The following is a 25102-nucleotide window of genomic DNA, read 5'->3' as shown; positions in this document are numbered from 1 at the left end:
TTCCTCACTTACTTAATAACAATTGGACCGTTAATTTCTTTTTATCTTTTTTTGTTTGCCCATTATCTCTAACGAGTTTCAATCGACCAAATTTCCTTACACTAATCAGATCACCAACTTGAACTGCATAATCTGATTTTTCAACTAAATGGTAATTAACTTGGACTGCCTGTTTTTCAATTAACTGACTTGCCTGATTTCTAGACAACTTGAAGACACCTGCTAGAAAAACATCTAATCTAGAACTAGCGATACAAATATCTAATTCTTGATAATTTTCTACTGTAGCAATTTTCTCAGTAAAATCCCGTTCTTCTAGACGAACCGGTAAACGAGCAACTTTCGTAATGCCGTCTTGAAAAAGGAGCATAAACTGTCGATTAATGATAATCTGTGCCCTCTCTTCATTGACTAAGATATCACCAAATAGCTTCCTATCAATTCCCAGCTTGTTTAAAACAGTCCCTAATATTTTAGCATGTGTTAAGCGCTCAAACTTATTAGGATAGACAATTTCTTGCAAGGATAGTTCAAAATCAGAGAATTCTGGCTCAAAATAATCAGGATACAGAAGAACCCGTACATATTCAGTTTCAAGAAACTGCCGACTGCTCATATAGGAGATGCCGTTGGTTGATGCTAGAACCTTTAAAATCTTTTCTTGATGGGGATTTACAAAGGGTGTTAAAAAAGGAGAATAAGAATCTTCTACCTTTTTTATCCATTCTGCTCCCTTATCAATAAAAGACGAATCATTCTTAGAAAAGTGTTGATAAATCATCTTGTTCATAGAAAAATCACTAAAAGTCGAATCACCTGTTCCCCTAGGAAGTGAACTAGTAATACCGCAATCCAGACAGACAAGTCTAGACCTGCAATCTGGAGGGGTAAACGTTGCAAGGGAGCGACTATCGGTTTCACTAAACTAATGATCAAACGCCCAAGACGTGATTCATAAGCATTAGGGAACCAAGACATCAGAGCAAAAATGATTAAAATCAGTGAATAGATATCCACTGCATTTTGAATAAAACGAATGAGAAAGAGCATTATCTCACTCTCGTACGTTTCATGTCAAAACCAAATTCACCATTTTGTGATTCATCTGGGATTTTGATATCTTCAATATTGACGACAACATCAACTGGTGTTAGCAAGTACATAGTAGATGCTACCTTTTTCATGTTACCAGCTAAAACGTGACGTGCCCCATCCAGATAATCCAAACAACGACGAGCTTGGACTTCTGTCATATATTGGAAATCAATCAAAATACTTTCGTTACCAGCTAATAAATCAACAATATCTGTGGCGTCTTCGTATTTGCGTGGATAACGAACATCAATTGTCACCTTATCAGTAGAACGTTGACTTTGCATAGCCAACTCTTGTTGACGGGCATGAAGACGAGTGATGTTTTTATCTTTAGATGGTGAGCTAGCAGCTTGTTGAGGCAACTCTTGAACAGAAGGAACTGGAGTTACAATCGGCTCTTCTGCTTTAAGCTGATAGGTAGTACCAACATCTTCTCCATCTTCTGAAAAATAATCTATAAATTTATCAAATCTATCTTTTAAAGACATATTTCTTTCCTATTTAAAAAATGCTGTACCAATTCTGACAAAGGTTGAGCCAAATTCAATCGCTTCCTTGTAGTCACGACTCATACCCATACTCAAGTCCGTCATTGGCATATTGGGAATTTGTTTTTCTCTAATTTCTAGTTGCACATCCTGCGTAGCTTTAAAAATCTCTTTCAACTCATCACTACTAGCTTCAAAAGGAGCCATGGTCATCAAGCCGACATATTCGATTTTATCTAAGGTGGCCAACTCTGGCAAAAGCTCCAATAGTTCTTCCTTTGAAAAACCATGTTTGCTCTCTTCCCTTGAGATATTTACTTGTAAGAAACACTTAACAACTCGGTCACTTCTTTTTTGAATTTCCTCTGCTAGCTTTAATGAATCCAAAGCGTGGAAATAATCAATGTACTGAATGACATCTTTAACCTTGCGTCTTTGCAATGTTCCAATCAAATGCCAGGTAATATTTCTATCTTTTAAAGCTTCATATTTCTCAAGAAATTTATCCACACGATTTTCACCAATATGATGAACACCTAGCGGAAGCAAAGCCTCCGCTGTCGGTACGTCTACATATTTTGTAACAGCAAGAACCGAAACAGAATTGGCTTCTCTTCCTGCCTGCTGACTTGCATCTTTTATTTGTTGAAAAACACGTTCTGTATTTTCTTTCAAATTCATTTACTTAACGATTTTTGAAAAATGGAGGAGTGTCTAATTCATCCTCATCGTGTAAAGATGGCGCTTCGAAACGTTCAACTGGTGATACCACTGAATCAGTTGGTCGAACAATTGTCTCACGACGCAGGTCCCAATCACCAAATGCTGAAGATTGAGAAGTTTCTGTACGACGAGGTGCTGGACTTGGAATTTCTGCAGTTTCAGCCATATCAAAGTGACGATTATGATTGTGTGCATGACTAGGACTTGCTTGCTCATGACGAACAGCTTGTCTTTGTGCATGACCCACAACTTTTTCAACACGATCTTGACGAACACCAGTTGCAACGACTGTAACACGGATTTCATCTTTCATGTTTTCATCGATTGATGTTCCGAGCCAGATGTTCACTCCTTGACCAGCTGCTTGGTTGACAATTTCTGAAGCTTCTTCTGCTTCAATCAAAGTCAAGTCGAGACCACCAGTAACGTTGACGATAACATCCTCAGCACCGTCAATAGTTGTTTCAAGAAGTGGTGAGTAGATTGCCTTACGAGCTGCTTCTACCACACGTTCTTCACCACTACCGATACCGATACCCATTAGGGCGTTTCCTTTATTTGCCATAACTGTTTTCACATCGGCAAAGTCAAGGTTAATCAAACCAGGATTTGTGATCAAGTCCGTAATTCCTTGAACACCTTGGCGAAGTACGTTATCTGCTTCGCTAAGAGCTTCAAGAAGTGGAGTTTTCTTATCAACAATTTCAAGCAAGTTGTTGTTTGAAATAATCAATAGAGTATCCACATGTTCGCGAAGTTGATTGATTCCTTCCACAGCGTATTGACCACGTTTGCTTCCTTCAAAACCGAAAGGACGTGTCACAACACCAACTGTAAGAGCACCTAAATCTTTAGCAATGCGGGCAATAACAGGAGCTGCACCAGTACCTGAGCCACCTCCCATACCTGCAGTGATGAAGACCATATCTGCTCCAGTAATAGCTTGAGTCAAGGCTTCTTCGCTTTCTTCGGCAGCCTTTTGACCGATTTCAGGTCGACCGCCAGCACCCAAACCACGAGTCAATTTAGGGCCCAACTGAATTACAGTCTCAGCTTTTGTACTACTCAAAGCTTGTACATCTGTGTTTGCTGCGATAAATTCTACGCCTGCAACACCTTCGTCAACCATGCGGTTAATGGCGTTACCACCACCTCCACCAACACCGATTACTTTAATCACTGCACCTTGAGCAGCCGCTGTATCAAATGAAAATGTCATAGTTTATTTTTCCTCTTTTATTCATCAAACATACTTCCGATTAAACCACGGAAGCGATCTGCGATTTTTTGTTTATTTTGAGAAGATACTTTATCCTCTTTCGGAGCAACTACGTTCGTAGAAGCTGATGGTTCAACCTCTGTATTTGAAGCTGGTTGAATAGGAGTAGGTTGTGACACCTGCGTAACACGTTGGATCATCCCACCAAAATTGATTGGTTGGTGACGCAAGGTATCTTCACCCTTGACTGCTCGTTGTGCTAACAAATTCACCTCAGTCAATTGACCAGCAAATTCAGATAAGCTAATCACATGAGCAAAGGCAGGGTTACGGATTCCAACTTGATTTGGAACGTAAAGTTTGACACCAACGCCAAAGACTTCCTGTGCAAGTTCTACAATACCTGGTAAAATAGCATTTCCACCAATCAGAACAATTCCACCTGGAAGATCCAACAAATGCCTTCTTTCCAACTCTTGTTTAATCTGTTCAAAAATGTGTTTAATGCGAGCTGAAATAATCTCTGCTAGGTAGCTTTCTGTAACTTCTACAGGCTCTACTTCACCAATCACTTCAACTTGGAAAGTTTCATTGCTGGCAAGTGATGGGTAGGCTTCCCCATAGTTCAATTTTAATCCTTCAGCTAGTTTTTTTGAAGTCTTCAAGACTTTAGAGATATCTTTTGTGACATAATCTCCACCTTCTTGAAGAATATTTGTAAACTGGAGTTCTTGGTTACGGATTGTAGCAACAGTTGTTTGACCTGCTCCCATATCAATCACAGTAGCTCCAAATTCACGCTCTCCTTCGTTCAAAACTGAACCAACCAAAGCCAATGGTGAAATAATAATATTTTCAACTTGAACACCTGAGCGCTCAACCGTCTTGCGTAAATTGTGAAGAATAGTACGTGGACCAGTGTAAAGTAAACCACGCATTTCAAGACGAACACCCATCATACCACGTGGATCACGAATACCTTGGAAACCATCTACGATAAATTCTTCAGGAATAAAAGTAATGACTTCACGATCTGGTGTCATACTCTTTGTCAAGGCTGATTTGACAACATTTTCGACATCTTGATCTGTAATTTCTTTTGTATCAGATGTAACTGGAATCATTCCTTGAGTTGGTTCTACTTGCAAAAGATTTCCAGGCAAACCAACATTCACTGATTTGATTGAAATGCCTGCTTTTTCCTCCGCCTGGGAAATTGCTGCCTTAATAGCAGTGGCTGCTGCTTCAATATCAACAATAATTCCATCTTTAACACCCTTACTTTTGGCGTTGCTAACACCAATTACATTTACTTCTCCATCTCTCTGCTCAGCAACTAACACCTTAATGGAGCTAGTTCCAATATCTAAGCCTGTAAAAAAACCATTTCTAGTCATTACATCGCATCCTCTCTATCTTCCAAGTTTCAAACTTCTATTCAAATATAGCTAAAATAGGGCATAGCTATTCACAGAATATTATAACACAAAAAATCCGATCGTGCTTAGTTTTTCCTAAATTTACTTACCATTTTTTCACATTCGCTCATAAGCTTTTTATATTTTCCAAACAAATTATAAAAAACAGATTTATGAAAAAAGAAAGCTTAAAATCAAGCTTTCTTTGCAATCATTTTTTCTGCTTCTTGTTGTAAAAATAGTTCTAAGATTTTCTTTGTTAACGTAATCGCTGCTGATAAGGCCAGGGAAACGATTAAATAATTAGCTACTAAGCCATGGTCTCCAACCAATGGTGGTTTTGTCAAGAATCCGTAATCTCCACCAGTTACTAAATTGACCACAAAAATCAAGGCATTTAGGGCAAAGGTCATAAGAAAAATTCCCTTCACATCCAGCAATCGTTCGTCATACTGTCTCAATAGATAGACCAGAGAATTCCCCAAAAGAGCTAGGTGCCCAAAGATAAAGGATAAAATCGCAATATGTGGGAAAGGATAGGCATCTGGAACTGGATAAACAAAGGCTGCTAATGTCCCAAATGTTCCTAGCAATGCAAAATACTGCCTATATTTAGACTGACCAGGAAGCAAAAGCACCACAAACATAGCCATACGGCAATGGTAAAAAGGTAAACTTTCTGACAACGGCATATGATTGATCCAGTACCAACCATAAAGGAGGATTAACTGAACTGCCTGTAAACTCTGGAAAAATCGTTGGTAAGCCTTCTTTTCACGATAGCGATAGGCTGTATAAAAAGTTAAGGCTAAAAGTGTAAATATACTGACATACCAAAAAAGGTCAAATTTGGGTGGTTCGGTTGCTTGGGTCGTAAAGAAAATATCCCATAAATTCATCTAGTCTTCCTCATGATTCAAAATTTTCCTGCATTTTATTATACCATGCTATTTATCAAAAATGGATTTAGAAATACGTAAATGTTTGACAAAATTACTTGTCTTCAGTTTCTAAACTTTCTACTAACTTGGCTAGATTCATAGAGTTAGAGCCTTTGAGCAGGATTTGGTCATTGGTTCCAAGGCTTTCCTTGACCTGCTTGACTAGGTCTTCAAATTGGTCTTGGTCTTCTGTTTTCTTGAAGTAGAAAACGTGGCCAATTGGGAACATTTGACTAGCCAATTGGGCCAATCCAGCAATGTCTTCTCCATAGAAAATTACGGTATCAAGCACATCTGGCGAGATACTCAAAATCATCTGGTTATGGAGTTGAACAGACTGGTCACCAAGTTCCTTCATATCCGCCAACACTGCAATTTTCTTGCCCCCTTCATTGGCTGGAATGGCAGAGAAAGTCTCTAAAATCAGCTTCATAGCGGTTGGATTGGCATTGTAAACATCTGATAGGATATCTGCTCCATTGGCTGATTTCTTCCACTCGGTACGGTTACGCGTCAATTCAATATTTTGGAAGGCCTGACGAATTTGCTCCTCTGAAACTCCTTCTTGTAGGGCAACATAGGATGCAATCATAGCATTGGTAGCATTGTACTTACCAGTCACTGGCAAATCAAGGACTTGCTCCAAGAAATTGGCCTTAAAGGTCAGACTATCCTTGCGCTCAACCAAGTCTGTGATTTCTAACTCTGCTCCTTGACCAAAACGGACCACCTTTTTATCAGCTGGCAAGTAGTTCTCTACAATGTAGTCTGCTGGTACCAAAAGCAAGGAACCCGATGCCATACCATCTGCAATTTGCATCTTCCCTTTAGCAATCTCAGAACGGTCTTTGAAAAAGGCCAAATGAGCTTCCCCAATCAAGGTCACGATAGCTGTTTTTGGATGAGCCAATTCTGATAAGAGATGAATATCTCCCAAGTGATCCTGCCCCATCTCCAAGACCAACTTTTCTGTTCCTTCAGGCATGTGGAGAACTGTGTAAGGAAGGCCAATCTCGTTATTGTAGTTTCCTTGTGTTTTGTAGGTTTTGTAGGTTATTGAAAGCAAGTGCGCCAACATATCCTTGGTCGTTGTCTTGCCATTTGAACCTGTAACAGCAAAGACATCAACAGCCGTTTTTTCAAGATAGTAGGCTGCTAGGGTTTGAAAGGCAGTCAATACGTCATCTACTAAAATGTAGGGATGGTTTGCAATTTCTTTCTCAGACAGGGTTACAGCAGCGCCATTTTCAAAGGCTGTTTCGATAAAGTCATGGCCATCACGCGCCCCTTTGAGGGGCACAAATAAATCCCCTGCCGCAACTAAGCGACTATCAAACTCGGCCTTTTCTAACTTGGTATCCTCAAAAATGCTGATATCATTTTTAGATCCGACAACTTGAGCCACTTCATGGATTGTTAATTTCATTTCTACTCCTTTAAAAAGGGTTGAAGTCCGAGAACTCTAATCACTCTGCAGTGATGGTTCTGGCTTCTACCCTCTCTTTCATTTTATAGCAAATGCGCTTCGCGCTTGTCAAAACTTTCCTTAGCAAGGTCAACCAAACGCTCGATTAGTTCTGGGTAGCTGATTCCCATATTATCCCAAAGTAGTGGATACATTGACCACTGGGTGAAACCTGGCATGGTATTGAGCTCATTTAGGAAAATCTCTCCCTTGTCTGTATAGAAGAAATCGCAACGAGATAGACCTAAACCACCAATGGCACGGAAGGCTGTTTCTGCATTTTGACGCATGACAGCTACCACATCATCACTGATTTTAGCTGGAATATCCATAGTAATCTTATTATCAATATACTTGGCATCGTAGTCATAGAAGGCAACATCCTTGACTACTTCTCCTGGAAGGGTGCTTTTAACATCGTAGTTACCCAGTAGCCCAACCTCGATTTCACGGGCATTCACTCCTTGTTCTACCAAGACACGGCTATCATATTGGAAGGCAAGTTTCAAGGCTTGACGGAGTTCTTCTTGATTTTCAGACTTAGAAATACCAACACTTGAACCCATGTTTGATGGTTTTGTGAAGACTGGATAAGTCAATTTTTCTTCAACTTCGACAATTTTAGAAGTTACATCATCACCTTCGACAATGGCCACATAAGGAACTTGGGCAATACCAACAGATTCTAACACACGCTTGGTCGTGATTTTGTCCATGGCAAGACTTGATGACAAGATGTTGCAACCAACATAAGGCATTTTCAAAACTTCGAGGAAGCCTTGAACAGAGCCATCTTCTCCCATCGGACCATGAAGGACTGGAAAGACCACTGCTCCTTCTTCGTAGATAACACTTGGTGCAACTTTCTTATCCCAATCAATGGTTTCATTGGTCATAAGACGATCCTCTTGACCTGGAGTCTGGCTAAATTCTTGCGTTTTAATAAAGTCACCTGACTGGCTGATGAAGAAAGTCTTGACCGTGAAACGGTCGTAGTTGACCGCACGCATGACACTCTCAGCTGAAAGAACAGAGACTTCACGCTCTGCACTACGTCCACCGTATAAAAGAATAATCGTTTGTTTCATATTATTTGTTCCAATTCTAATAGAATACTCGTTCTTTAGTATATCATATTTGCTTCTTTTTTGAAACTTGAACCTGATACTGGTCTTCAATAAATCTAAAAAGAGACCGATAAAACAACTGTCGGTCTCCATGATTTTTGTATAAATGAATTGAGTGTGTTAATTTGTCTACACTTACAACTCTGTTCGATTTTCAATGGCTCGTAAGAGCGTCACTTCATCCGCGTACTCAATGTCCGCTCCGACAGCGAGACCTCGTGCTAGACGCGTAACCTTGATACCAGCTGGCTTGAGCAAACGTGAAAGATACATGGATGTCGCTTCACCATCTGCTGTAGCATTTGTTGCTACGATTACCTCTGAAACTTCACTATCCATCAGACGAGTCATAAGACTCTTGAGATTGATATCATCTGGACTGATACCATTCATGGGAGAAATGAGACCATGTAAGACATGATAGAGTCCATGGTATTCTTGGATATTCTCCATTGCTGCCACATCGCGACTATCTTCGAGAACTAAAATCGTTGTCTGGTCCCGAGTCGGATCGGTACAGATAGAGCAAGGATCGTCATCAGTCAGGCGACCGCAGATGGAACAGTAGGTCAGCTCTCTCTTAGCAGAAAGGAGATTTTTAGCAAATTCATTGACATCGTCATCAGACATTCCAATAGTATAGAAGGCCAGACGGGTAGCCGTCTTAATCCCGATACCCGGTAACTTCGAATAACTGTCAATTAGCTTAGCAATAGGTGTTGGATAAAGCATATGTTCCTTTCTAATTCATTGGATGATGTTGGTTATAGAGGTTGATAATATCGCGCGCAATGGAAGGTCCGACACCATTTGTAAGGTTGGTGTTATGAGGGAAGACAACAGCTACAGCGATTTGAGGATTATCTGATGGTGCATAGGCCACAGCATTAGTATTGTTAGCTTTTTGACCACCCTCAACATAACTTTCGGCAGTACCTGTTTTTCCACTAATGGATACCGCTGCGCCATTTGAAAAGGCACGACCGGTTGTCAAAGCACTTCCACCATGTGAAACTTGATAAAATCCTTGTTGAAGAATGGAAACATCAGACTCAGAAATATTAATTTTATTCATTTCCTTGGTTTCAACAGATTGGATTAAGTTCCCTAAACCACCTTGTTCATTATTTCCATAAATCCCCTCAACAATGTGGGGCGCAATCCGAACACCGTTGTTGGCAATTGTGCCAACGTACTGGGCCAATTGCATTGGGGTGTAGTTATCAAACTGACCAAAGGCATTGGTAATGTAATTAGCAAAATTATACTCTTTTGGTATAAAACCAGTTGACTCATCTGGAAGGTCAATGCCTGTTGAGGCTCCAAGACCATATTCAGCAAATGTCGCACGAAGTTTCCCCATAGCTGATTCCAAATTGCTGGTTCCAACAAACATATTAGGTTGATAAGTTTGACCCATGATGCCCAAAGCCGTTTGGACCATGTAGGTATTAGAAGAATACTCCAAGGCTTCCACCGCTGTAATCGGAAATGAACCGTAAGCCTGAGTGTACCAAGAATTAATCGGAGCTGAACCTTGGAAGACAATCGGTTGGTCTGTCAAGGTCTGATTTCCTGATAAGACTCCATTCTCCCAACCAGAGCTGATGGTCGCCGCCTTGACAACAGAACCCGGGACAAAGACATTGGTTACTGTTCCCAAGGAATCAGGTGTTAAATCTCCCGTTTTCAAGTCATGTTTGATCCCTGACATAGACAAAACAGCACCTGTTTTTGGGTTTAGAGCAACTGCATACACACCTTCAGAATACTTGGCTCCTCCATTTCCTAGCTCAGAATTGAAATAGCTCTTAAGCAGATTGTCCACGCTATCTTGGAAGGCCAAATCAATAGTCAGTTTAATATTGTTACCTTTGGTACCATCTTCGATATTTTCGACACTTTCCATGTTTCCGTGCTTATCTAGATGGATTTCTTTCACCGAGCGTTTTCCTTGCAAGGTTTCTTCATATTGTTTTTCTAGATAAGAGGTTCCAACACGGTCATTTAGAGAATAACCCTTCTTGATATAGGCATCGGCTTCTTCAGCTGGAAGACCAGCTTTTTCACTGGATACACTTCCTACTATAGAAGAAAGTGAAGTCTCTAGAACCTTTCGATCCCACGAAGTTGAAATACTGATACCAGGTAAATTCTTAGAAGCCGAAGCAATCAAGGCAATCTGAGTATCTGTTAAAGCATCTGTCACAATGGTGCCTGTTGCAAAGTTTCCAACTGCATTAAGTTGACTAAAGAGATAAATTTCTTTCTTTTCGTCATCCGAGTAGGCCAATTGACTTGGATCGATACTTTCAACAGTATTATTGTAAAGCTCGGATTCAGATAATCGATTTCCATCAGAATCAAGGCGCTTCTCACGTGGTAAGCTTTCCACTGCTTTCTTATAGACATCTTGATCTGCTAGGTAGTAGTCTGCTAACTGTCGGTCAGTCAATGTTGGAGAAGAAACTCCCACATAGGCTAGCAACTTCTTGGCTGTTTCTTTCAAATCGGCAGCCGTCATTTTGTTGTTTCGAGTAAAGGAAACAACTTGTTTCACAGTATTTTCAACCAAGGGCTTGCCGCTGGCATCATAAATTTCTCCTCGAGCTGAACTAGTGGTCACCTTTGTTTTACTAGCCGATGCTAGTTTTGTCTCATAAAAATCCTTGTTCAAAACCTGCATATAAAGCAGGCGACCAATAATGGCCATAAAGAGCAAAATGACAATTGAAAACAATAAATTAAGCCGAATCGGAATCGAATGGCTATCAAATTTTCTCATACAAATCAGTCTCATTTCTATTTTAAGTCTTACTCTTAATTGTACCATAATTTAAGAAGAAAATTATGGAAAAGCAAAGAAGCTTTTTTCGTTTTTACGGTAAGATACGTTTTTATTTATTCATCCCTATATTATATGATATAATAAATGTAAAAGTTCAATAATCTAGCCTTTTTCCAATACGACTCATTTAAAGGAGCCTTTCTATGGACAAACCAGATATAGCAACCATCATTGATTCTCACTTTGAAGAAATGACAGACCTAGAGCAAGAAATCGCTCGCTATTTTTTACAAACGGAAACCATTGCAGATGATTTATCTTCTCAGCAGGTTACTCAAAAATTACATATCTCTCAAGCTGCTCTGACCCGCTTTGCTAAAAAGTGTGGTTTTACAGGCTATCGAGAATTTATTTTCCAATACCAACACCAAGCAGAGAAACAAGACACCCATTCCCACAAGCACAGTCCACTGACAAAACGAGTCCTCAGAAGTTATAGTAGTATGCGGGAACAAACACAGGACTTAATTGACGAAGTCCAACTAGAAAGAATTGCCCAGTTAATCGAAGATGCTGAACGTGTCTACTTCTTCGGAACAGGAAGTTCTGGCCTCGTCGCTCGTGAAATGAAATTGCGCTTCATGCGTCTAGGTGTGGTCTGTGAAGCCTTAACAGACCAAGACGGTTTTGCTTGGACAACCAGTATTATGGATGAAAATTGTCTAGTACTCGGTTTCTCTCTTTCTGGCACAACACCTTCTATTTTAGATAGTCTATTAGACGCTAAGGAGATGGGGGCAAAGACTGTACTTTTTACAAGTGTTCCCAATAAAGATAGTCAAGCCTATACAGAGACTGTTCTTGTAGCCACCCACAGCCAGTCTTCTTACATCCAACGTATATCCGCTCAACTTCCTATGCTCTTCTTTATCGATTTGATTTATGCCTACTTTTTGGAAATCAATCGTGAAAGCAAGGAGAAAATTTTTAACAGCTATTGGGAAAATAAAAAACTCAATGGCTATCGTAGACAAAAACGTGTAAGAAAATCCTAGTTTGGTTAAACCAAACTAGGATTGTTTTGTTTTAAAATGATAATAAGCACCAAGCATCCCTGCTGTATTTTGGTGATGGGCAAATTCTAATCGTGTTTTTTCAGCTAGGCTTGGTACCAAAGCATCTTTTAAAGCTTTTCGAATTTTAGGTTTGAGAATAGCCTCTTGTCCCATGATACCGCCACCGAGAATGACTACTTCTGGATTGACCACATAGCAAATATTTGCCAGACCTTTTCCTAGATAGTCTACCATCCGGTCAATACCAGCCATGCAGATTTTATTTCCTTCGGTAGCTTCCTTAAAGATACGTCGGCCATTCCACTGATCAACTGGATCTCCATGACCTGCCGCTACATACTCTACCAAAGCTGTTGTAGAAGCCAAGTCTTGGAAAGCTCCATCCTGCATATGCATATACCCAACTTCACAGGCTGAATTGCTAAATCCATGGAAGACTTTCCCATCCATAATCAAGCAACCCCCGATACCTGTTCCAATAGTCAAGCAAAGAGTGACACTCGCTCCCTTGCCTGAACCAGATACCGCCTCAGCCAGACCTGCACAGTTGACATCATTTTCAATCTCACAAGGAATCGCAAAGCTAGTCTCAATTTCCTTCTTAAACTGAGTTCCTGCATAATTAGGGATTTGAGGGCCTGCATAGAAAATCTCACCCTTGTCTGGATCTACCATCCCAGCAGAAGAAATGGCAACACCTGCTACTGGGCCTTTTTCTAAATAGCTGGCTACAATATCTTTGGTCTTTTGTAAGATATGAGGTCCACCCTGATGCGCCTCTGTTGGCATTTCATGCGATTCAACAAGTTGGCCTTCTTGGTCAATCAAACCATATTTGATGTTGGTTCCACCGATATCAATTGCAACGTAGTGTGTCATAAATACCTCCTTATGAATTAGAGGAAGCGCTCCTTGGTTTCACGAATCAAGGCTGCAGCTGCTTCTACAACTGGACGATCGTCTTCAGTCACTGGTGTCAATGGTGAACGAACAGAACCAATATTCAAGCCTTCATTGATCTTCAAGACTTCCTTAATCACACCGTACATATTTCCATGTGCAGCAGTGAGTTTACCAATGATAGCGTTGATAGCATACTGCAATTCACGCGCTGTTTCCAAGTCTTTGTCAGCAATCAACTGATTGAGTTTCAAGAAAAGTTCTGGCATCGCACCATAAGTACCACCGATACCAGCTTTAGCTCCCATGAGACGACCACCTAGGAACTGTTCATCAGGACCATTAAAGACGATATGATCTTCCCCACCAAGGCTGACAAAGGTTTGGATATCTTGAACTGGCATAGAAGAGTTCTTCACACCGATAACACGAGGATTTTTCAACATTTCTGTGTAGAGACTTGGAGTCAAAGCAACACCTGCCAATTGAGGAATGTTGTAAATCACGTAGTCTGTATTTGGAGCTGCAGAACTGATATCGTTCCAGTATTTAGCAACTGAGTATTCTGGTAAGCGGAAGTAAATCGGTGGAATCGTTGCAATGGCATCTACACCCAAGCTTTCTGCATGACGAGCTAGTTCCATACTATCTTTAGTATTATTGCAAGCAACATGGGCAATAATAGTTAATTTACCTTTGGCAACTGCCATGACTTCTTCCAAGATTAACTTGCGGTCTTCAACGCTTTGGTAGATACATTCACCAGAAGAACCATTGACATAGAGACCTTGAACACCTTTATCAATGAAGTATTGAACCAAGGCACGCGTACGCTCTGGACTTACTTCTCCTTGATCATCATAACATGCGTAAAAGGCTGGAATGACACCTTCATATTTTTTTAAATCTGACATAGATTTTCTCCTAAGTTTTCTTTTTTTCTGCTAAAAGCAGGATTTATTCTTTACGTGTTTAGTATACACCTTGTGAAAAACGCTTTCAATATCTTGTGTACACTTAGATTTTAGTTTCGATATGTATTTTGAAATGTTTATGGCTTGAAAGTAGTTTCAGAAACAAGCCATCCTATTGGTATTTTGCGAAAATTTTCTCCATCAATCCAGTCTGGATAAAGACCAAGAGTCCAAACCCAAAAAGTAGGAAGGCTGAGCCACCTAAAAGTAAACTGAAGGCGGACAGATAAAGAACCATCACAATGAGAAAGAGAATAACTAACATGAGAAAGAACCAAGGAAAGTTGAAACTTGCCAAGATAAGTCCTTTTTGTAGCACTTCTTTCCAAGTCAAATCATAGCGCGCAGCTATAGGGTAGCTAGCCAACATCACGATAGTGAGGAAGATAAGAACACCTAGACAAATAGCTTTTACCATTTGGAAAGGCATAGCTGTCTGCCCCCAAAAAAGATAGAGGTCTAAAATACTTAATGAGACGATACCCAACTCAAGCAGACCTAACTGAAGACCTAGTTTCAGATTTTGCTTGAAAGCTCTTAGATAGATTTTAAAGACAGGCACACGTCTACTCTTCTTAATCTCAAACATAGTCTCGTAAAGGCTAATTTTAGCCACTCCAATCGTCACGATGGGCAAACAAGAGACAACAAAAAGAAGATTGGCTGTCACGATATCCAAGACCTTCTCACTAAAACGCATGAGAAAGTTATCTGTATCAAATGCTGCCTTGATAAGGCTTACTCCTTTTTGTGCCATGTCTACTCCTCCTGAGTTTTTAATCAATCAAAATTTTAAAGAGATATTTGCGAACCTTCTCTTCCATACCTGCATAGCCATTTGGCTGGTGTGGTTCTCCTGGGAAGAAAATCGCAAAATTGTGATAACCCAACAAGAGTGGGTAGTGTTCATGACAATGCACAAAGCCAATGTCACTTGCTTCGTCGAATGCTACTGCCTCGTCTTTGATACGTGAACCGTAACTCGAATATTCATGTCCTTCTACCAGTAAATGCAAATCTGCATAGTTCTGATGATGCTCAAATTGATCATTTTCAGCTTGATTGAGGACATTTTCCTGAACAACTAGAAAGACCTTGTCCCCATCAATCTCATACTTTCCTAATTCGAAAGAATCCTTACGGTGCTGATAGAGATAGTCGATAGCCTTGTCTAGATTGGGATGAATTCCTTTGTAAAAGGTGATGTTTTTCAAATCGTCAAAAATCATACTCTTTCCTTCGTTTCTGATAGTTAACTAAAATCATAAATTAAGTTTATAAGTGTCTAACAAAATCTCTAAGGTAAGCAAATACCCAACATTTTGTAGACACTTATAACATCTATATTTCCATAGCATGTCAAGACCACTTCCGCAATCTTGACACACCAGTTTACTTTTCTTAACCTTTGACCGCTCCCATGGTAATACCTTGAGTAAAGGATTTTTGGAAGACTAGGAAGACTGTTACGATTGGCACAGCAGCAAGAGCTGCACCTGCCATGATCAAACCATAGTTGGTTGCCATTTCAGCCTGCATAGTCGCAACACCGAGTGAAATGGTCAAATTATTACGTGAAGTCAACATAACCAACTGCATGAAGTAGTCGTTCCATGTATTGATGAAGGTAAAGATTGCAAGTGCTGCAAATCCTGGTTTCACAATTGGGAAGGCTACGCTCCAGAAGGTACGAATCTCACCACAACCGTCGATTTTAGCTGATTCAAGCAACTCTGTAGGAATATTCTCACTGAACTGTTTCATGAGGAAGACCCCGAATGGCCATCCAATCAAAGGCAAGATAACTGCCCAGAGAGTATCGTGAATTCCCATGAAGTTGACGATACGTACCAATGGTACAAGGACAACTTGTTTTGGAAGTGCCATAGCAGCAATAAAGATTGCAAAGAGAATACGTTGCCCATAGAAACGTTTTTTAGCCAATACATAACCTGCTAGAGATGAGGTCGCACAGACTAAGAACATGGTTACCAATGAGATAAACACAGAGTTCCACATCCACTGCATAGCAGGGTTTTGCACCATGAGTTGTTGGAAGTTTTCCATGGTTGGCATTTTAGGGAACCATTGTGGTGGAATAACGATGGTATCAGGTTGTGATTTGAAGGCCCCTGTCAAAATCCAGTAGAATGGAAAGATGAACAGCACGGTCAACAAGAGCAAGATAATAGTTGAAATAACAGTGAAAGCTGTTATAGGTTTCTTTTGTGTAGATTGCATAGCTGTCTCCTTTCTTTAATATTCTACGTCATTTCCGAGCGCCTTAAATTGAACAAAGCTTACAATAGCAATCATGACTGCCAAGAAGACACCAATGGTATTAGCATACCCGTATTCGGTCAATTGGAAGGCTTTTTCGTAAAGGTAGTACATCAAGGTACTTGTTGAGTAGTTTGGCCCACCAGATGTTAATAGTTGAATCAAGGCGAAAACTTGAAATGAGTTAATTGTTGTGATGATTGCGATGTAGAGAGTTGTTGGAAGAAGGCTTGGCCATTTAATCTTCCAGAAAACTTGAAATTCAGTTGCACCGTCTACACGAGCCGCTTCAACCAGTGAATTGTCAATATTCCCCATAGCAGCTATGTAGAGGATGATTGGTTGACCAACTGAAGTTGTCAAGAGGATAATCATAATTGCCAGTAATGCCCAGTGTTTATCTCCCAACCAAGAAATATTCTGGCTGATGATATGGCTTGACTTAAGGACAAAGTTTAGAATCCCTGATAATGGGTCATAAATCCATTTCCAAACAACTGTTACGGCAACACTACCTGTTACAACAGGAAGGAAGAAGACGAAACGGTAGAAAGATCTGGCAATAGCATTTTGATGGTAGGTTTGCGACGCCACAAAGAGCGAAAAGAGAACAACAATCGGTACAGATCCAACAACCAAAATAACTGTGTTAATCAAAGACTTCATAAAGACAGGGTCTTTAAACATACGAATGTAGTTGTCCAATCCCACAAACTCAAATTTAGTCATTGAATAGTTAAAGAAACTTGTAATGAATCCCATAATCATAGGAACCAATACAAAGATGACAAAGAAGAATAATACTGGTGCTAAGAAAGCGTAGGAAATCACTGTTTCCCGCATACGAATTTTATTGACTTTCACAGTCGGCACCTCTCTTTCACAAATAGAATATTTTGGATTTTCTTGAACAGTTTTAAAATCAAAATGAAATTTTTTAAGATTCGCTTATGTAAGAACTTCATTTTAATTTCGTGACAGTTTCTGATATTTCAAATAAAATCCTCCCTTTTCTTACATAGATTATGCACAGGGAAAAGGGAGGAGTCAATCTGATTCAGTGCTTATTGTTTTGTAGCTTTTTTAATTGTTTCGTTAGCTTTTTCAGTGAAGGCTTTTAAAGCATCCGCTGGTTTTTGATCGCCATTTGAAACTGATTGCAACATTGGGAACCATAAAGTTCTCATTTCTGCAAAACCATCAATTGTATTGTAGTATGGTGAGTAGTATTTAGTCCAACCACTGATTGTTTCCATACGTTTATCTTCATAAAGTTTTCCAAATGAAGTACGAACTGGGAAGGCACCTGTACGAACAACGTCTTTTGGACCCCATTCTTTGTCATCCGCGATGAATTGAACGAATTTCTTAGATGCTGCAACTTTCTTGTCGTCTTTGTTGTTGAATACTGCAAATCCGTTTACAAGGTATTCAAGAGCTGGTTTACCTGAATCTGATGGGAATGGTACTTCTACCACTTCTACTTTACTTGCTTCCAAGAGTTTAGCTTGGATACCGTTTTGAGCTGGCGCCCAAAGGATTGTGTAAGATGTTTGACCGTTGGCAAAGTTTTGGATATCTGCTCCACCGTCAAATTGTGAACCGTTGTTCAACAAACCGTCTTTGATCCAGCTAGCTGCTTTTTCAAGACCTTTGACGAATTTAGGATCATCAGTTGTATATTTTGTTACATCTTTATCTGTTACAGAACCGCCGTAAAGGTTTGAGATGAAGGCACGTGTTCCTTGGTCTCCCCCTTGACCAGAACTGAACAATGAACCTGGTGTGTAGCCTTTGCCTTTAAGCGCTTTCAAAACTTTCTCAAAGTCGTCTGTTGTCCAACCTTCTTTTACAAGGTTCGCAACTCCAGCATCTTCCAACATTTTCTTGTTCATAGCCATGTAGAATGGTGCTGAACTGATTGGATACATGTAGGCTTTGTCTCCAGCCTTACTTGCTTTTACAATGTTTTCATTGTTGACATCTTTAACAAAGTCATCTGTGAAGAGGTCATTCAAGTCAGCCAATTTACCATTTTTACCATATTGGATGATACGTCCTGGTGCGTCAAAAAGTACGTCTGGAGCTGTTCCTGCTTCGATGGCTGTTGTGATTTTTTCAGGACCTGACTTGAAGTCGATGGTTTCCAATTTCACTTTTATATCTGGGTTTGCTTTTTCAAACGCTTCGATGATTGATTTTTCATAAGTTCCAACACCGTCACCAGTTTTTTCTTGGGTAAATACTGGGAATGCCCACCAAGTGATTTCTGTTTTGGCACCGTCACCACCTGATTTGGCAGCATCTTTACTTCCGCCAGAATTGCCACAAGCAGCAAGACCAAGAACCGCAGCACCCGCAAGTACTGTACAAGCTAATTTTCTAAATTTCATCTGTATTCTCCTATGTAATAAGCGTATCCATATTGGATAATGAGTAAGATTGTATTTGTATGCGTTTTCATTTCATCCGATGCATCCACCACTCTCCTCTGTTTTTTATTAAGTCAGTAAGTACTTATACTCTTCGAAAATCTCTTCAAACCATGCCAGCTTCGCCTTGGCGTACTCAAGTATAGCCTGCGCCTAGCTTCCCAGTTTGCTCTTTGATTTTCATTGAGTATTAATCATCTACACCTAAAATTTCATTAATACTATTTTTATATAAGATTGCTTTTGCTCCATATATTGCTTGAATACCACCCTTCACTTCTAAGACATCAACTGCACCAATTTGTTTTAAAAGTGCTTTATCAACTTGATGAACTTCTTTTACAGCTACACGTAAACGTGTCACACAAGCATCTACATCTTCTATATTATTTGATCCACCCAACGCTCTGATAATTTGTAGGCTATCCTGTTTTAAATGATCTGCAGTATTTGAAGTTGAATCTGTGGATTCAGAAATTTCTTTAGAATCTACTTCTTCTCCTCGTCCTGGCGTTAGAACGTTGAATTGAGTAATGAACCATCTAAAAACAATATAATACAGAACACTCCAAATAAGTCCAAATGGAATCTGAAGAACCCAATTCGTTTTAGCGTTCCCCTGCAAAATTCCAAATAAAGTAAAATCGATTACACCTCCTGAGAATGTGTTTCCTATTGAAATATTTAAGACGTCTGCAATAAAGAAGCTGACACCATCAAGGAATGCGTGTACAACATATAGAACCGGACTGACAAATAGAAACATAAATTCAATTGGTTCTGTAATACCGGTAATAAAAGATGTTAAAGCAACTCCAAAAAACAGACCCGCGTATTTTTTACGACGATTTTTAGGAACACTATGGTACATCGCTAAACAGGCAGCCGGTAAACCGAACATCATTGTTGAGAAACGACCTGCAAAAAACCTTGTTCCTTCTGTAAATAATCCAGAATGAGTCGGGTCGGCTAATTGAGCAAAAAATATTTTTTGAGCTCCAACCACTGTTTGTCCTGCAACAGTTTCAACACCACCAAGTTCAGTATACCAAAACATAGGGTAAATCATATGATGTAAGCCTACTGCTCCAGAAAGTCTCATTAAAAATCCATATAGAAAAGTTCCAATTGGACCCGCCTGAGAAATATATCCACCTGTAGAAACAAGAAGTTGTTGAAAAGGTGGTCAAATAACAAAGAAGACAAAGCCAATTAAGATAGAAGAGAACGATGTAACAATAGGAACGAAGCGTGAACCCCCAAAGAATCCTAAAGCGGAAGGTAATTGAATATTGTTATATCGATTGTGCAAATATACGGCAACTATTCCGACAACTAATGCTCCAATAACTCCAGTATCAATTGCAGATCCTTCTGCCATAAAAAGTTTTACCAGAGCTTTAATCGTTGCAGTCATAACTAAGTAACCAGTTACTCCTGCTAGCGCAGCGGTTCCTTTATCTCGTTTCGCTAAGCCAATACATAATCCCACACAGAGAAGTAGTGATAAATTACTGAATACAACCTCTCCTGCAGAGCTCATTACTTGGAATATTGATTGAAAAAAACTATTGTCTAGTATTGGATAAGTTGCTATCGTGGTTGGGTTTGAAAGTGCACCACCAATCCCCAAAAGTAGACCTGCTGCAGGAAGTATAGCTATAGGTAACATAAAAGCTTTTCCAACTTTTTGTAAAACTTTAAACATAAAATTCCCCCTTACATCTTATTTGAGACCAGCAACAAAGCGTTCTGTAATCTCTTTTGGTCTAGTAATAGCGCCACCAACAACAATACCTCGCACTCCATATCCTAGGATTTGTTTGGCTTGTTCTGGTGTATGAATTTTTCCTTCTGCAATGACATCTACACCAGCATCACAGAGTTTTTTGATCAATTCAAAATCGGGACCATCCACTTTAGGACTGTAAGATGTGTATCCTGATAAGGTTGTTCCGACAAAGTCAATTCCTGCTTCAACGGCTGCCAATCCTTCCTCGAAAGTACTTGTATCAGCCATCAAGAGCTGGTTAGGATATTTTTCCTTAACCTGACGAATGAACTCTTGAATCTCCAAACCATCATAGCGTTCACGCTTGGTACAATCCAGAGCAATGACCTCGATGTCCAGTTCTGCCAGTTCATCAACTTCTTTCATAGTAGCAGTGATGAAGGGTTCTTGCGGTGGATAATCTCGTTTTATTATCCCAATGATTGGAAGGTTTGTAACCTCCTTGATTTCCTTGATATCGCGAACACTATTTGCTCGGATACCGACTGCTCCACCTTGCTCAGCCGCTTTGACCAGCAATGGAATGACTCCTCCCGCTTCTGTATAGAGCGGTTCGTGAGGAAGGGCCTGACAAGAAACGATGATTCCATCTTTGATTTGTGCAATCAAAGCTTCTTTAGTAATCTGTGGCATCCTCTTTCCTCCTTTTCTTTGTTCTTATGAGTTCATTATATACCATTTGTTAAGCGCTTTCAATGCTTTGTCATAGAATAGATTTCAGTTTCAAAAGTATTTTATAGAACAGCTGTTTCTGAAAGTAGTTTCAGATAACATAAATATCCGTACCTATTACTCAAAATTACGAATCTTATTATAAACTTCTATATCAATAAAACCAGTCTAGAATTCCCATCTTTTTACAGGACTCCAGACTGGTTTATTTTAGATTAACATAAAAGTTCAAAGAACAACTGAAGACAAATTAACTGTCTTTTCGCTTATAAGAAATCATTGCTCCAAGGAACATTCCTACAAAACCAAGCAAAACTGTTGTTATTGATTTATTCTCACCTGTATCTGGTAACTTAGCCTGTTCATTGTTACCTACTTTATTCTCTGATTGACTAAATCCTGAGTTCTCATTTGTAGATAACAATTTAGATGACAGTGAAAGTTCTTCAACCTTGTTATCTTCTGTAGGATTTTTAAATGGTAGATTGTCAATGGAGCGTCGGAAAGTCATCGCATAAATACTAGAATTGTTAATTTCAAAAATAATCTTTCCATCTTTTTGTTCGAATTCAATAGTGTGTAGTTTTCCTTCTGGATCTACAGCATAAACATTCTCAACGGACTGATCTGTAGCAAAAGTAACAAGGACTTTTCCTTCAAGTTTAACATATCTTCCATTTACATCCTTCAATTTGATATCAAATGCTTTGTAGTTTAATGAACTTAAATCACTAACTTGAACTTCTTGCATTTGAATACCTATCACATTTTTCAATACTTCTTCTGAAGCTTGAATTTGAATACTTCCTGTTTCATTTTTTAAAATACGTTGTGAACTAGCAATTCCTGTGATAACGTTCTTAGTTTCTGCTTCATCCTTACTGTCTTTATTATTTACTTGTTTATCAGTAGATTTCACTACTGAACTTCCTTCTCCTGAGGTTGATAATGGACCCATATATTCTGGGATTTCTAGTATCGGAGATTCAGTGAAAGGAACTCCTCCTGTAAAGTCTGGCTTAGAGACTGTAGGAGCTGGAAAGTCTCCTAATGTGGATAGAACACCGCTATACTCTGGAACTTCTGTAACAAGTGAGTCGCCTCCGTTAACTCCGCCTGTGAAGTCATGCTGTTCAACTGTTGGAGCCGAGTCTTCTCCTGAGCTTGATAATGTATCACCCATATACTCTGGCTTAGCTACTGTAGGAGCTGGAGAATCTCCTAATGTGGATAGAACACCGCTATACTCTGGAACTTCTGTAACAAGTGAGTCGCCCCCATTCACGCCACCTGTAAACTCTGGCTTAGAGACTGTAGGAGCTGGAGAATCTCCTAATGTGGATATAATACCGCTATACTCTGGAACTTCTGTAACAAGTGAGTCGCCTCCATTCACGCCACCTGTAAACTCTGGCTTAGAGACTGTAGGAGTCGCAAAGTCACCAGATGTACCTAAAATACCAGAATCTTCTTTTCCACTATCTTTTTTTGGATCTAATTTCCCAGCTAAATCCTTATCCGAATCCTTCTTAGAAGGTTCCACTTCTTTATCTTCCACATAGACAGGATCTTTTGGTTGACCCTCAATATAAGAACGAACCCAATCCAGCTGCTCTTTTGATAAAACCAAACCACCACTACGGCTTCCTACAACACCATTTTGGTGAACTCCAATTAAAGCACCTTTATCATTATAAAGACCACCACCAGACGCTCCAGGTTTCGTACCTCCATAGCTAATTCCCTCTATTCCAGAACCGAAGTCTGTAGTTCCTACTACTTTGCTATCTAAAACTGGACTTAGCTTGTTATCTGGAAAACCATAGACCGAAACTGAATCCCCCTCTGCAACTTTCGAAGATCGTTTTACAACCTCTACAGGAGTTACTCCTTTTACCTCTTCTTTTAATCGAACCAAAGCTAAGTCATTTTTAAATCCAAATACTGAATCTTTCTTATTCCAATAAACAATATCATCATCTGAAAAATTCACAGACAACCCATTCGGTAAAGTTGCTTTATACACTGTATTGGTACGACCAGATTTAGTAACTACCTCAGAACCTTTAACTGTTAAGAAATTATGAGCGACTGTTAACACCAAATTTGGTGCAATTAAAGTACCTGACCCCGACCCATCTGGCGTTTGAATATGCGTTGTAGCATAGAAATTTTCTGAGCCATTCGGAGCTTGTAATACCTCTTTACTAGGCACAGGTAAGTTCGATTTACCACTCAAATCAACCTTTCCAACTTCAGTTCTTGCAAAATCCGAAGAAGAGGTAGATGGAGGAGTTATCGAATCTACTACCGCTCTTATAATTGTATTACCTAAAGCTAACTTACTGACATAGTCATCAGACCAAGTAGTATCACTTGCTAGTTTGTTAATTGACACTCCGTTATAGGATACCACTTTAGCTGTTGGGGAAGTTGCTATTAACTGTTTGAAGTCTGGATTTTGTCTTAAATGAAAATTCAAGCCACTTCCAACGGGACCTTCCTGAACAACCTTATCTGAAATCAAGCGAGTTCCTTTAGTATCTTCCACTCGAAGTAGAACACGACCTTTTTCTTCACCTTTTACTAAAGTAGCTCGACCTTTTTCATCAAAACTATACAAAGCACCATCAATCTCAGATTCTACATCTTTTAAAGCTATATGATTTTCATCATAGTAGTAACGGTTTGCACCATCTATATACCAACCCTTTATACCATATTTATCAATCATAGAACGAATCCAAGCTCTGTGCTTGTCCGTAAAAATCGTACCACCCCCAATACGCTCACTCTCAGGGGCGCTTGAAGTATTGGTTCCGTGCTGGTGGATACCGACTACTTCTCCCTTATCATTAAACAAAGGAGCACCTGAAAAACCTCCTAAAGCTGAGGAGTGATAAGTGACTGCACCACTCTCTTTATTGACACTGCTCACAGTTGTTGAGACTGAATAAGCCTTACCATCTTTCAATCGAGCTTTATTTTCTTTACTTAAATTTGGAGTAGAAAAATCATTGGGATATCCGACCATAGTGATGCTATCACCCGTAGAAACCTCTTTATCACTCAACTCTCTTGGAGAGTCCTCACCTCCCGTCATAGCTTCTACAGGCTTTTTAGTAACTACTACCGCTAAGTCATTACCATATTCTTTACCAAAATTCTTCTCATCATACAAATGAATAGAGTCTTTTTCAAGAGACTCGGATACCCCTGATGTGGGTACTTTGTTACTCTTCTCTGTTTCTGAGTTCATCACAACATAACTACGAGCAGACTCTCCACCACGTAAGACCGCAGACTTGTCTTCTTGATTTTTATCATAGTAATTATGAGCTACTGTCACCATGACATTTGGCGCTACAAAGACACCACTACCAGAAGCCGTTTGTTTTCCACTTGTTCCGCTATCATAAGTGGTGTAAGTCATAGCAACACCTTCTGCAGATTTACTATGAACATCCACATCTTTTATATCGTTACCACCCTGAATAACATCAGCAGCAACGACTCCACCACCAATAACTGGTAAGTCTGGTGCAGCTAATCCAATCACTGCAGATAGTGTCAAACAACCAACCAAACCATAAGCTTTGGATTTACGAAATTTTCCCAAACCTTTTAAACATACAAACATGCATTACCTCACTTTAACTTTCAAAGTTAATTTATCCAAGTATATTCTAAAAAATAAAATATTACAGTTTCC

The 25102-nt window shown here is 39.6% G+C and carries 21 protein-coding genes and 1 pseudogene; 1 reads left to right on the top strand and 21 read right to left on the bottom strand.

What is annotated here, in order from left to right; translation table 11 throughout:
- Positions 1 to 4: 4 nt before the first annotated feature.
- The 11 genes from NMM17_RS04255 to pbp2b all read right to left on the bottom strand — a co-directional run bounded on the left by NMM17_RS04255 (position 5) and on the right by pbp2b (position 11276).
- Positions 5 to 790: an RNA-binding protein gene (locus NMM17_RS04255; RefSeq protein ID WP_254753911.1), complete on the bottom strand. Its 786-nt coding sequence runs from the start codon at positions 788 to 790 to the stop codon at positions 5 to 7.
- Complete coding sequence (locus NMM17_RS04250) at positions 787 to 1050, bottom strand: YggT family protein (protein ID WP_254753910.1); 264 nt, start codon at positions 1048 to 1050, stop codon at positions 787 to 789. Before NMM17_RS04250 ends, NMM17_RS04255 begins: the two co-directional genes overlap by 4 nt.
- A complete protein-coding gene (locus NMM17_RS04245; protein ID WP_254753909.1) occupies positions 1050 to 1583 on the bottom strand; it encodes a cell division protein SepF in 534 nt (177 codons plus the stop codon). Before NMM17_RS04245 ends, NMM17_RS04250 begins: the two co-directional genes overlap by 1 nt.
- Before the next feature lie 9 nt (positions 1584 to 1592).
- Positions 1593 to 2264, bottom strand: a complete 672-nt coding sequence (locus NMM17_RS04240) for a YggS family pyridoxal phosphate-dependent enzyme (protein WP_254753908.1) — start codon at positions 2262 to 2264, stop codon at positions 1593 to 1595.
- A gap of 4 nt (positions 2265 to 2268) precedes the next feature.
- The gene (ftsZ, locus tag NMM17_RS04235; RefSeq protein WP_254753907.1) at positions 2269 to 3525 is read right to left on the bottom strand and encodes a cell division protein FtsZ; all 1257 of its coding nucleotides are present in this window, start codon (positions 3523 to 3525) and stop codon (positions 2269 to 2271) included.
- 17 nt (positions 3526 to 3542) lie between these two features.
- Positions 3543 to 4922 (bottom strand): cell division protein FtsA, encoded by a 1380-nt coding sequence (ftsA, locus tag NMM17_RS04230; RefSeq protein ID WP_254753906.1) that lies wholly within the window; start codon positions 4920 to 4922, stop codon positions 3543 to 3545.
- 215 nt (positions 4923 to 5137) lie between these two features.
- Entirely contained in the window at positions 5138 to 5842 is a 705-nt protein-coding gene (locus tag NMM17_RS04225; protein ID WP_254753905.1) for a TIGR02206 family membrane protein, read from the bottom strand.
- 94 nt (positions 5843 to 5936) lie between these two features.
- Positions 5937 to 7310: a UDP-N-acetylmuramoyl-tripeptide--D-alanyl-D-alanine ligase gene (gene murF, locus NMM17_RS04220; protein WP_254753904.1), complete on the bottom strand. Its 1374-nt coding sequence runs from the start codon at positions 7308 to 7310 to the stop codon at positions 5937 to 5939.
- Between the two features lie 83 nt (positions 7311 to 7393).
- Positions 7394 to 8437 (bottom strand): D-alanine--D-alanine ligase, encoded by a 1044-nt coding sequence (locus NMM17_RS04215; protein WP_254753903.1) that lies wholly within the window; start codon positions 8435 to 8437, stop codon positions 7394 to 7396.
- A 174-nt stretch (positions 8438 to 8611) separates the two neighbouring features.
- Complete coding sequence (gene recR, locus NMM17_RS04210) at positions 8612 to 9208, bottom strand: recombination mediator RecR (protein WP_000966754.1); 597 nt, start codon at positions 9206 to 9208, stop codon at positions 8612 to 8614.
- A gap of 10 nt (positions 9209 to 9218) precedes the next feature.
- Entirely contained in the window at positions 9219 to 11276 is a 2058-nt protein-coding gene (pbp2b, locus tag NMM17_RS04205) for a penicillin-binding protein PBP2B (RefSeq protein ID WP_254753902.1), read from the bottom strand.
- Between the two features lie 191 nt (positions 11277 to 11467).
- On the opposite strand from pbp2b, the gene NMM17_RS04200 reads away from it, so the two are divergent.
- Complete coding sequence (locus NMM17_RS04200) at positions 11468 to 12319, top strand: MurR/RpiR family transcriptional regulator (RefSeq protein ID WP_254753901.1); 852 nt, start codon at positions 11468 to 11470, stop codon at positions 12317 to 12319.
- Positions 12320 to 12334: 15 nt separating this feature from the next.
- On the opposite strand, the gene NMM17_RS04195 is transcribed toward NMM17_RS04200, so the two are convergent.
- From NMM17_RS04195 to NMM17_RS04150, 10 genes and pseudogenes are all read right to left on the bottom strand, one after another.
- Entirely contained in the window at positions 12335 to 13219 is an 885-nt protein-coding gene (locus NMM17_RS04195; RefSeq protein WP_254753900.1) for an ROK family protein, read from the bottom strand.
- Positions 13220 to 13236: 17 nt separating this feature from the next.
- Positions 13237 to 14154, bottom strand: coding sequence for a dihydrodipicolinate synthase family protein (locus NMM17_RS04190; protein WP_001281493.1), 918 nt, complete (start codon positions 14152 to 14154; stop codon positions 13237 to 13239).
- Positions 14155 to 14326: 172 nt separating this feature from the next.
- On the bottom strand, positions 14327 to 14971 hold the full coding sequence (locus tag NMM17_RS04185; RefSeq protein WP_000057476.1) for a YesL family protein: 645 nt from the start codon (positions 14969 to 14971) through the stop codon (positions 14327 to 14329).
- Between the two features lie 19 nt (positions 14972 to 14990).
- A complete protein-coding gene (locus tag NMM17_RS04180; protein ID WP_000575452.1) occupies positions 14991 to 15443 on the bottom strand; it encodes a YhcH/YjgK/YiaL family protein in 453 nt (150 codons plus the stop codon).
- Between the two features lie 172 nt (positions 15444 to 15615).
- Positions 15616 to 16455 (bottom strand): carbohydrate ABC transporter permease, encoded by an 840-nt coding sequence (locus tag NMM17_RS04175; RefSeq protein ID WP_001192117.1) that lies wholly within the window; start codon positions 16453 to 16455, stop codon positions 15616 to 15618.
- Positions 16456 to 16470: 15 nt separating this feature from the next.
- A complete protein-coding gene (locus NMM17_RS04170; RefSeq protein WP_153193231.1) occupies positions 16471 to 17337 on the bottom strand; it encodes a carbohydrate ABC transporter permease in 867 nt (288 codons plus the stop codon).
- Between the two features lie 221 nt (positions 17338 to 17558).
- Positions 17559 to 18887 (bottom strand): ABC transporter substrate-binding protein, encoded by a 1329-nt coding sequence (locus NMM17_RS04165; RefSeq protein ID WP_254753899.1) that lies wholly within the window; start codon positions 18885 to 18887, stop codon positions 17559 to 17561.
- Positions 18888 to 19116: 229 nt separating this feature from the next.
- A pseudogene (locus NMM17_RS04160) lies at positions 19117 to 20634 on the bottom strand (PTS transporter subunit EIIC).
- Between the two features lie 18 nt (positions 20635 to 20652).
- Positions 20653 to 21351, bottom strand: a complete 699-nt coding sequence (locus NMM17_RS04155) for an N-acetylmannosamine-6-phosphate 2-epimerase (protein WP_001135679.1) — start codon at positions 21349 to 21351, stop codon at positions 20653 to 20655.
- Between the two features lie 289 nt (positions 21352 to 21640).
- Positions 21641 to 25030 carry an SIALI-17 repeat-containing surface protein gene (locus tag NMM17_RS04150; RefSeq protein WP_254753898.1) on the bottom strand — a complete coding sequence of 1130 codons (3390 nt, stop codon included), beginning with the start codon at positions 25028 to 25030 and terminating at the stop codon, positions 21641 to 21643.
- Positions 25031 to 25102: the final 72 nt, after the last annotated feature.

Origin of the sequence: Streptococcus sp. CF7_Ac1-12 (assembly GCF_024295905.1) — a bacterium.
Classification (GTDB): Bacteria; Bacillota; Bacilli; order Lactobacillales; family Streptococcaceae; genus Streptococcus; species Streptococcus mitis_AP.
This window is presented reverse-complemented; position numbering and strand designations above follow the sequence as displayed.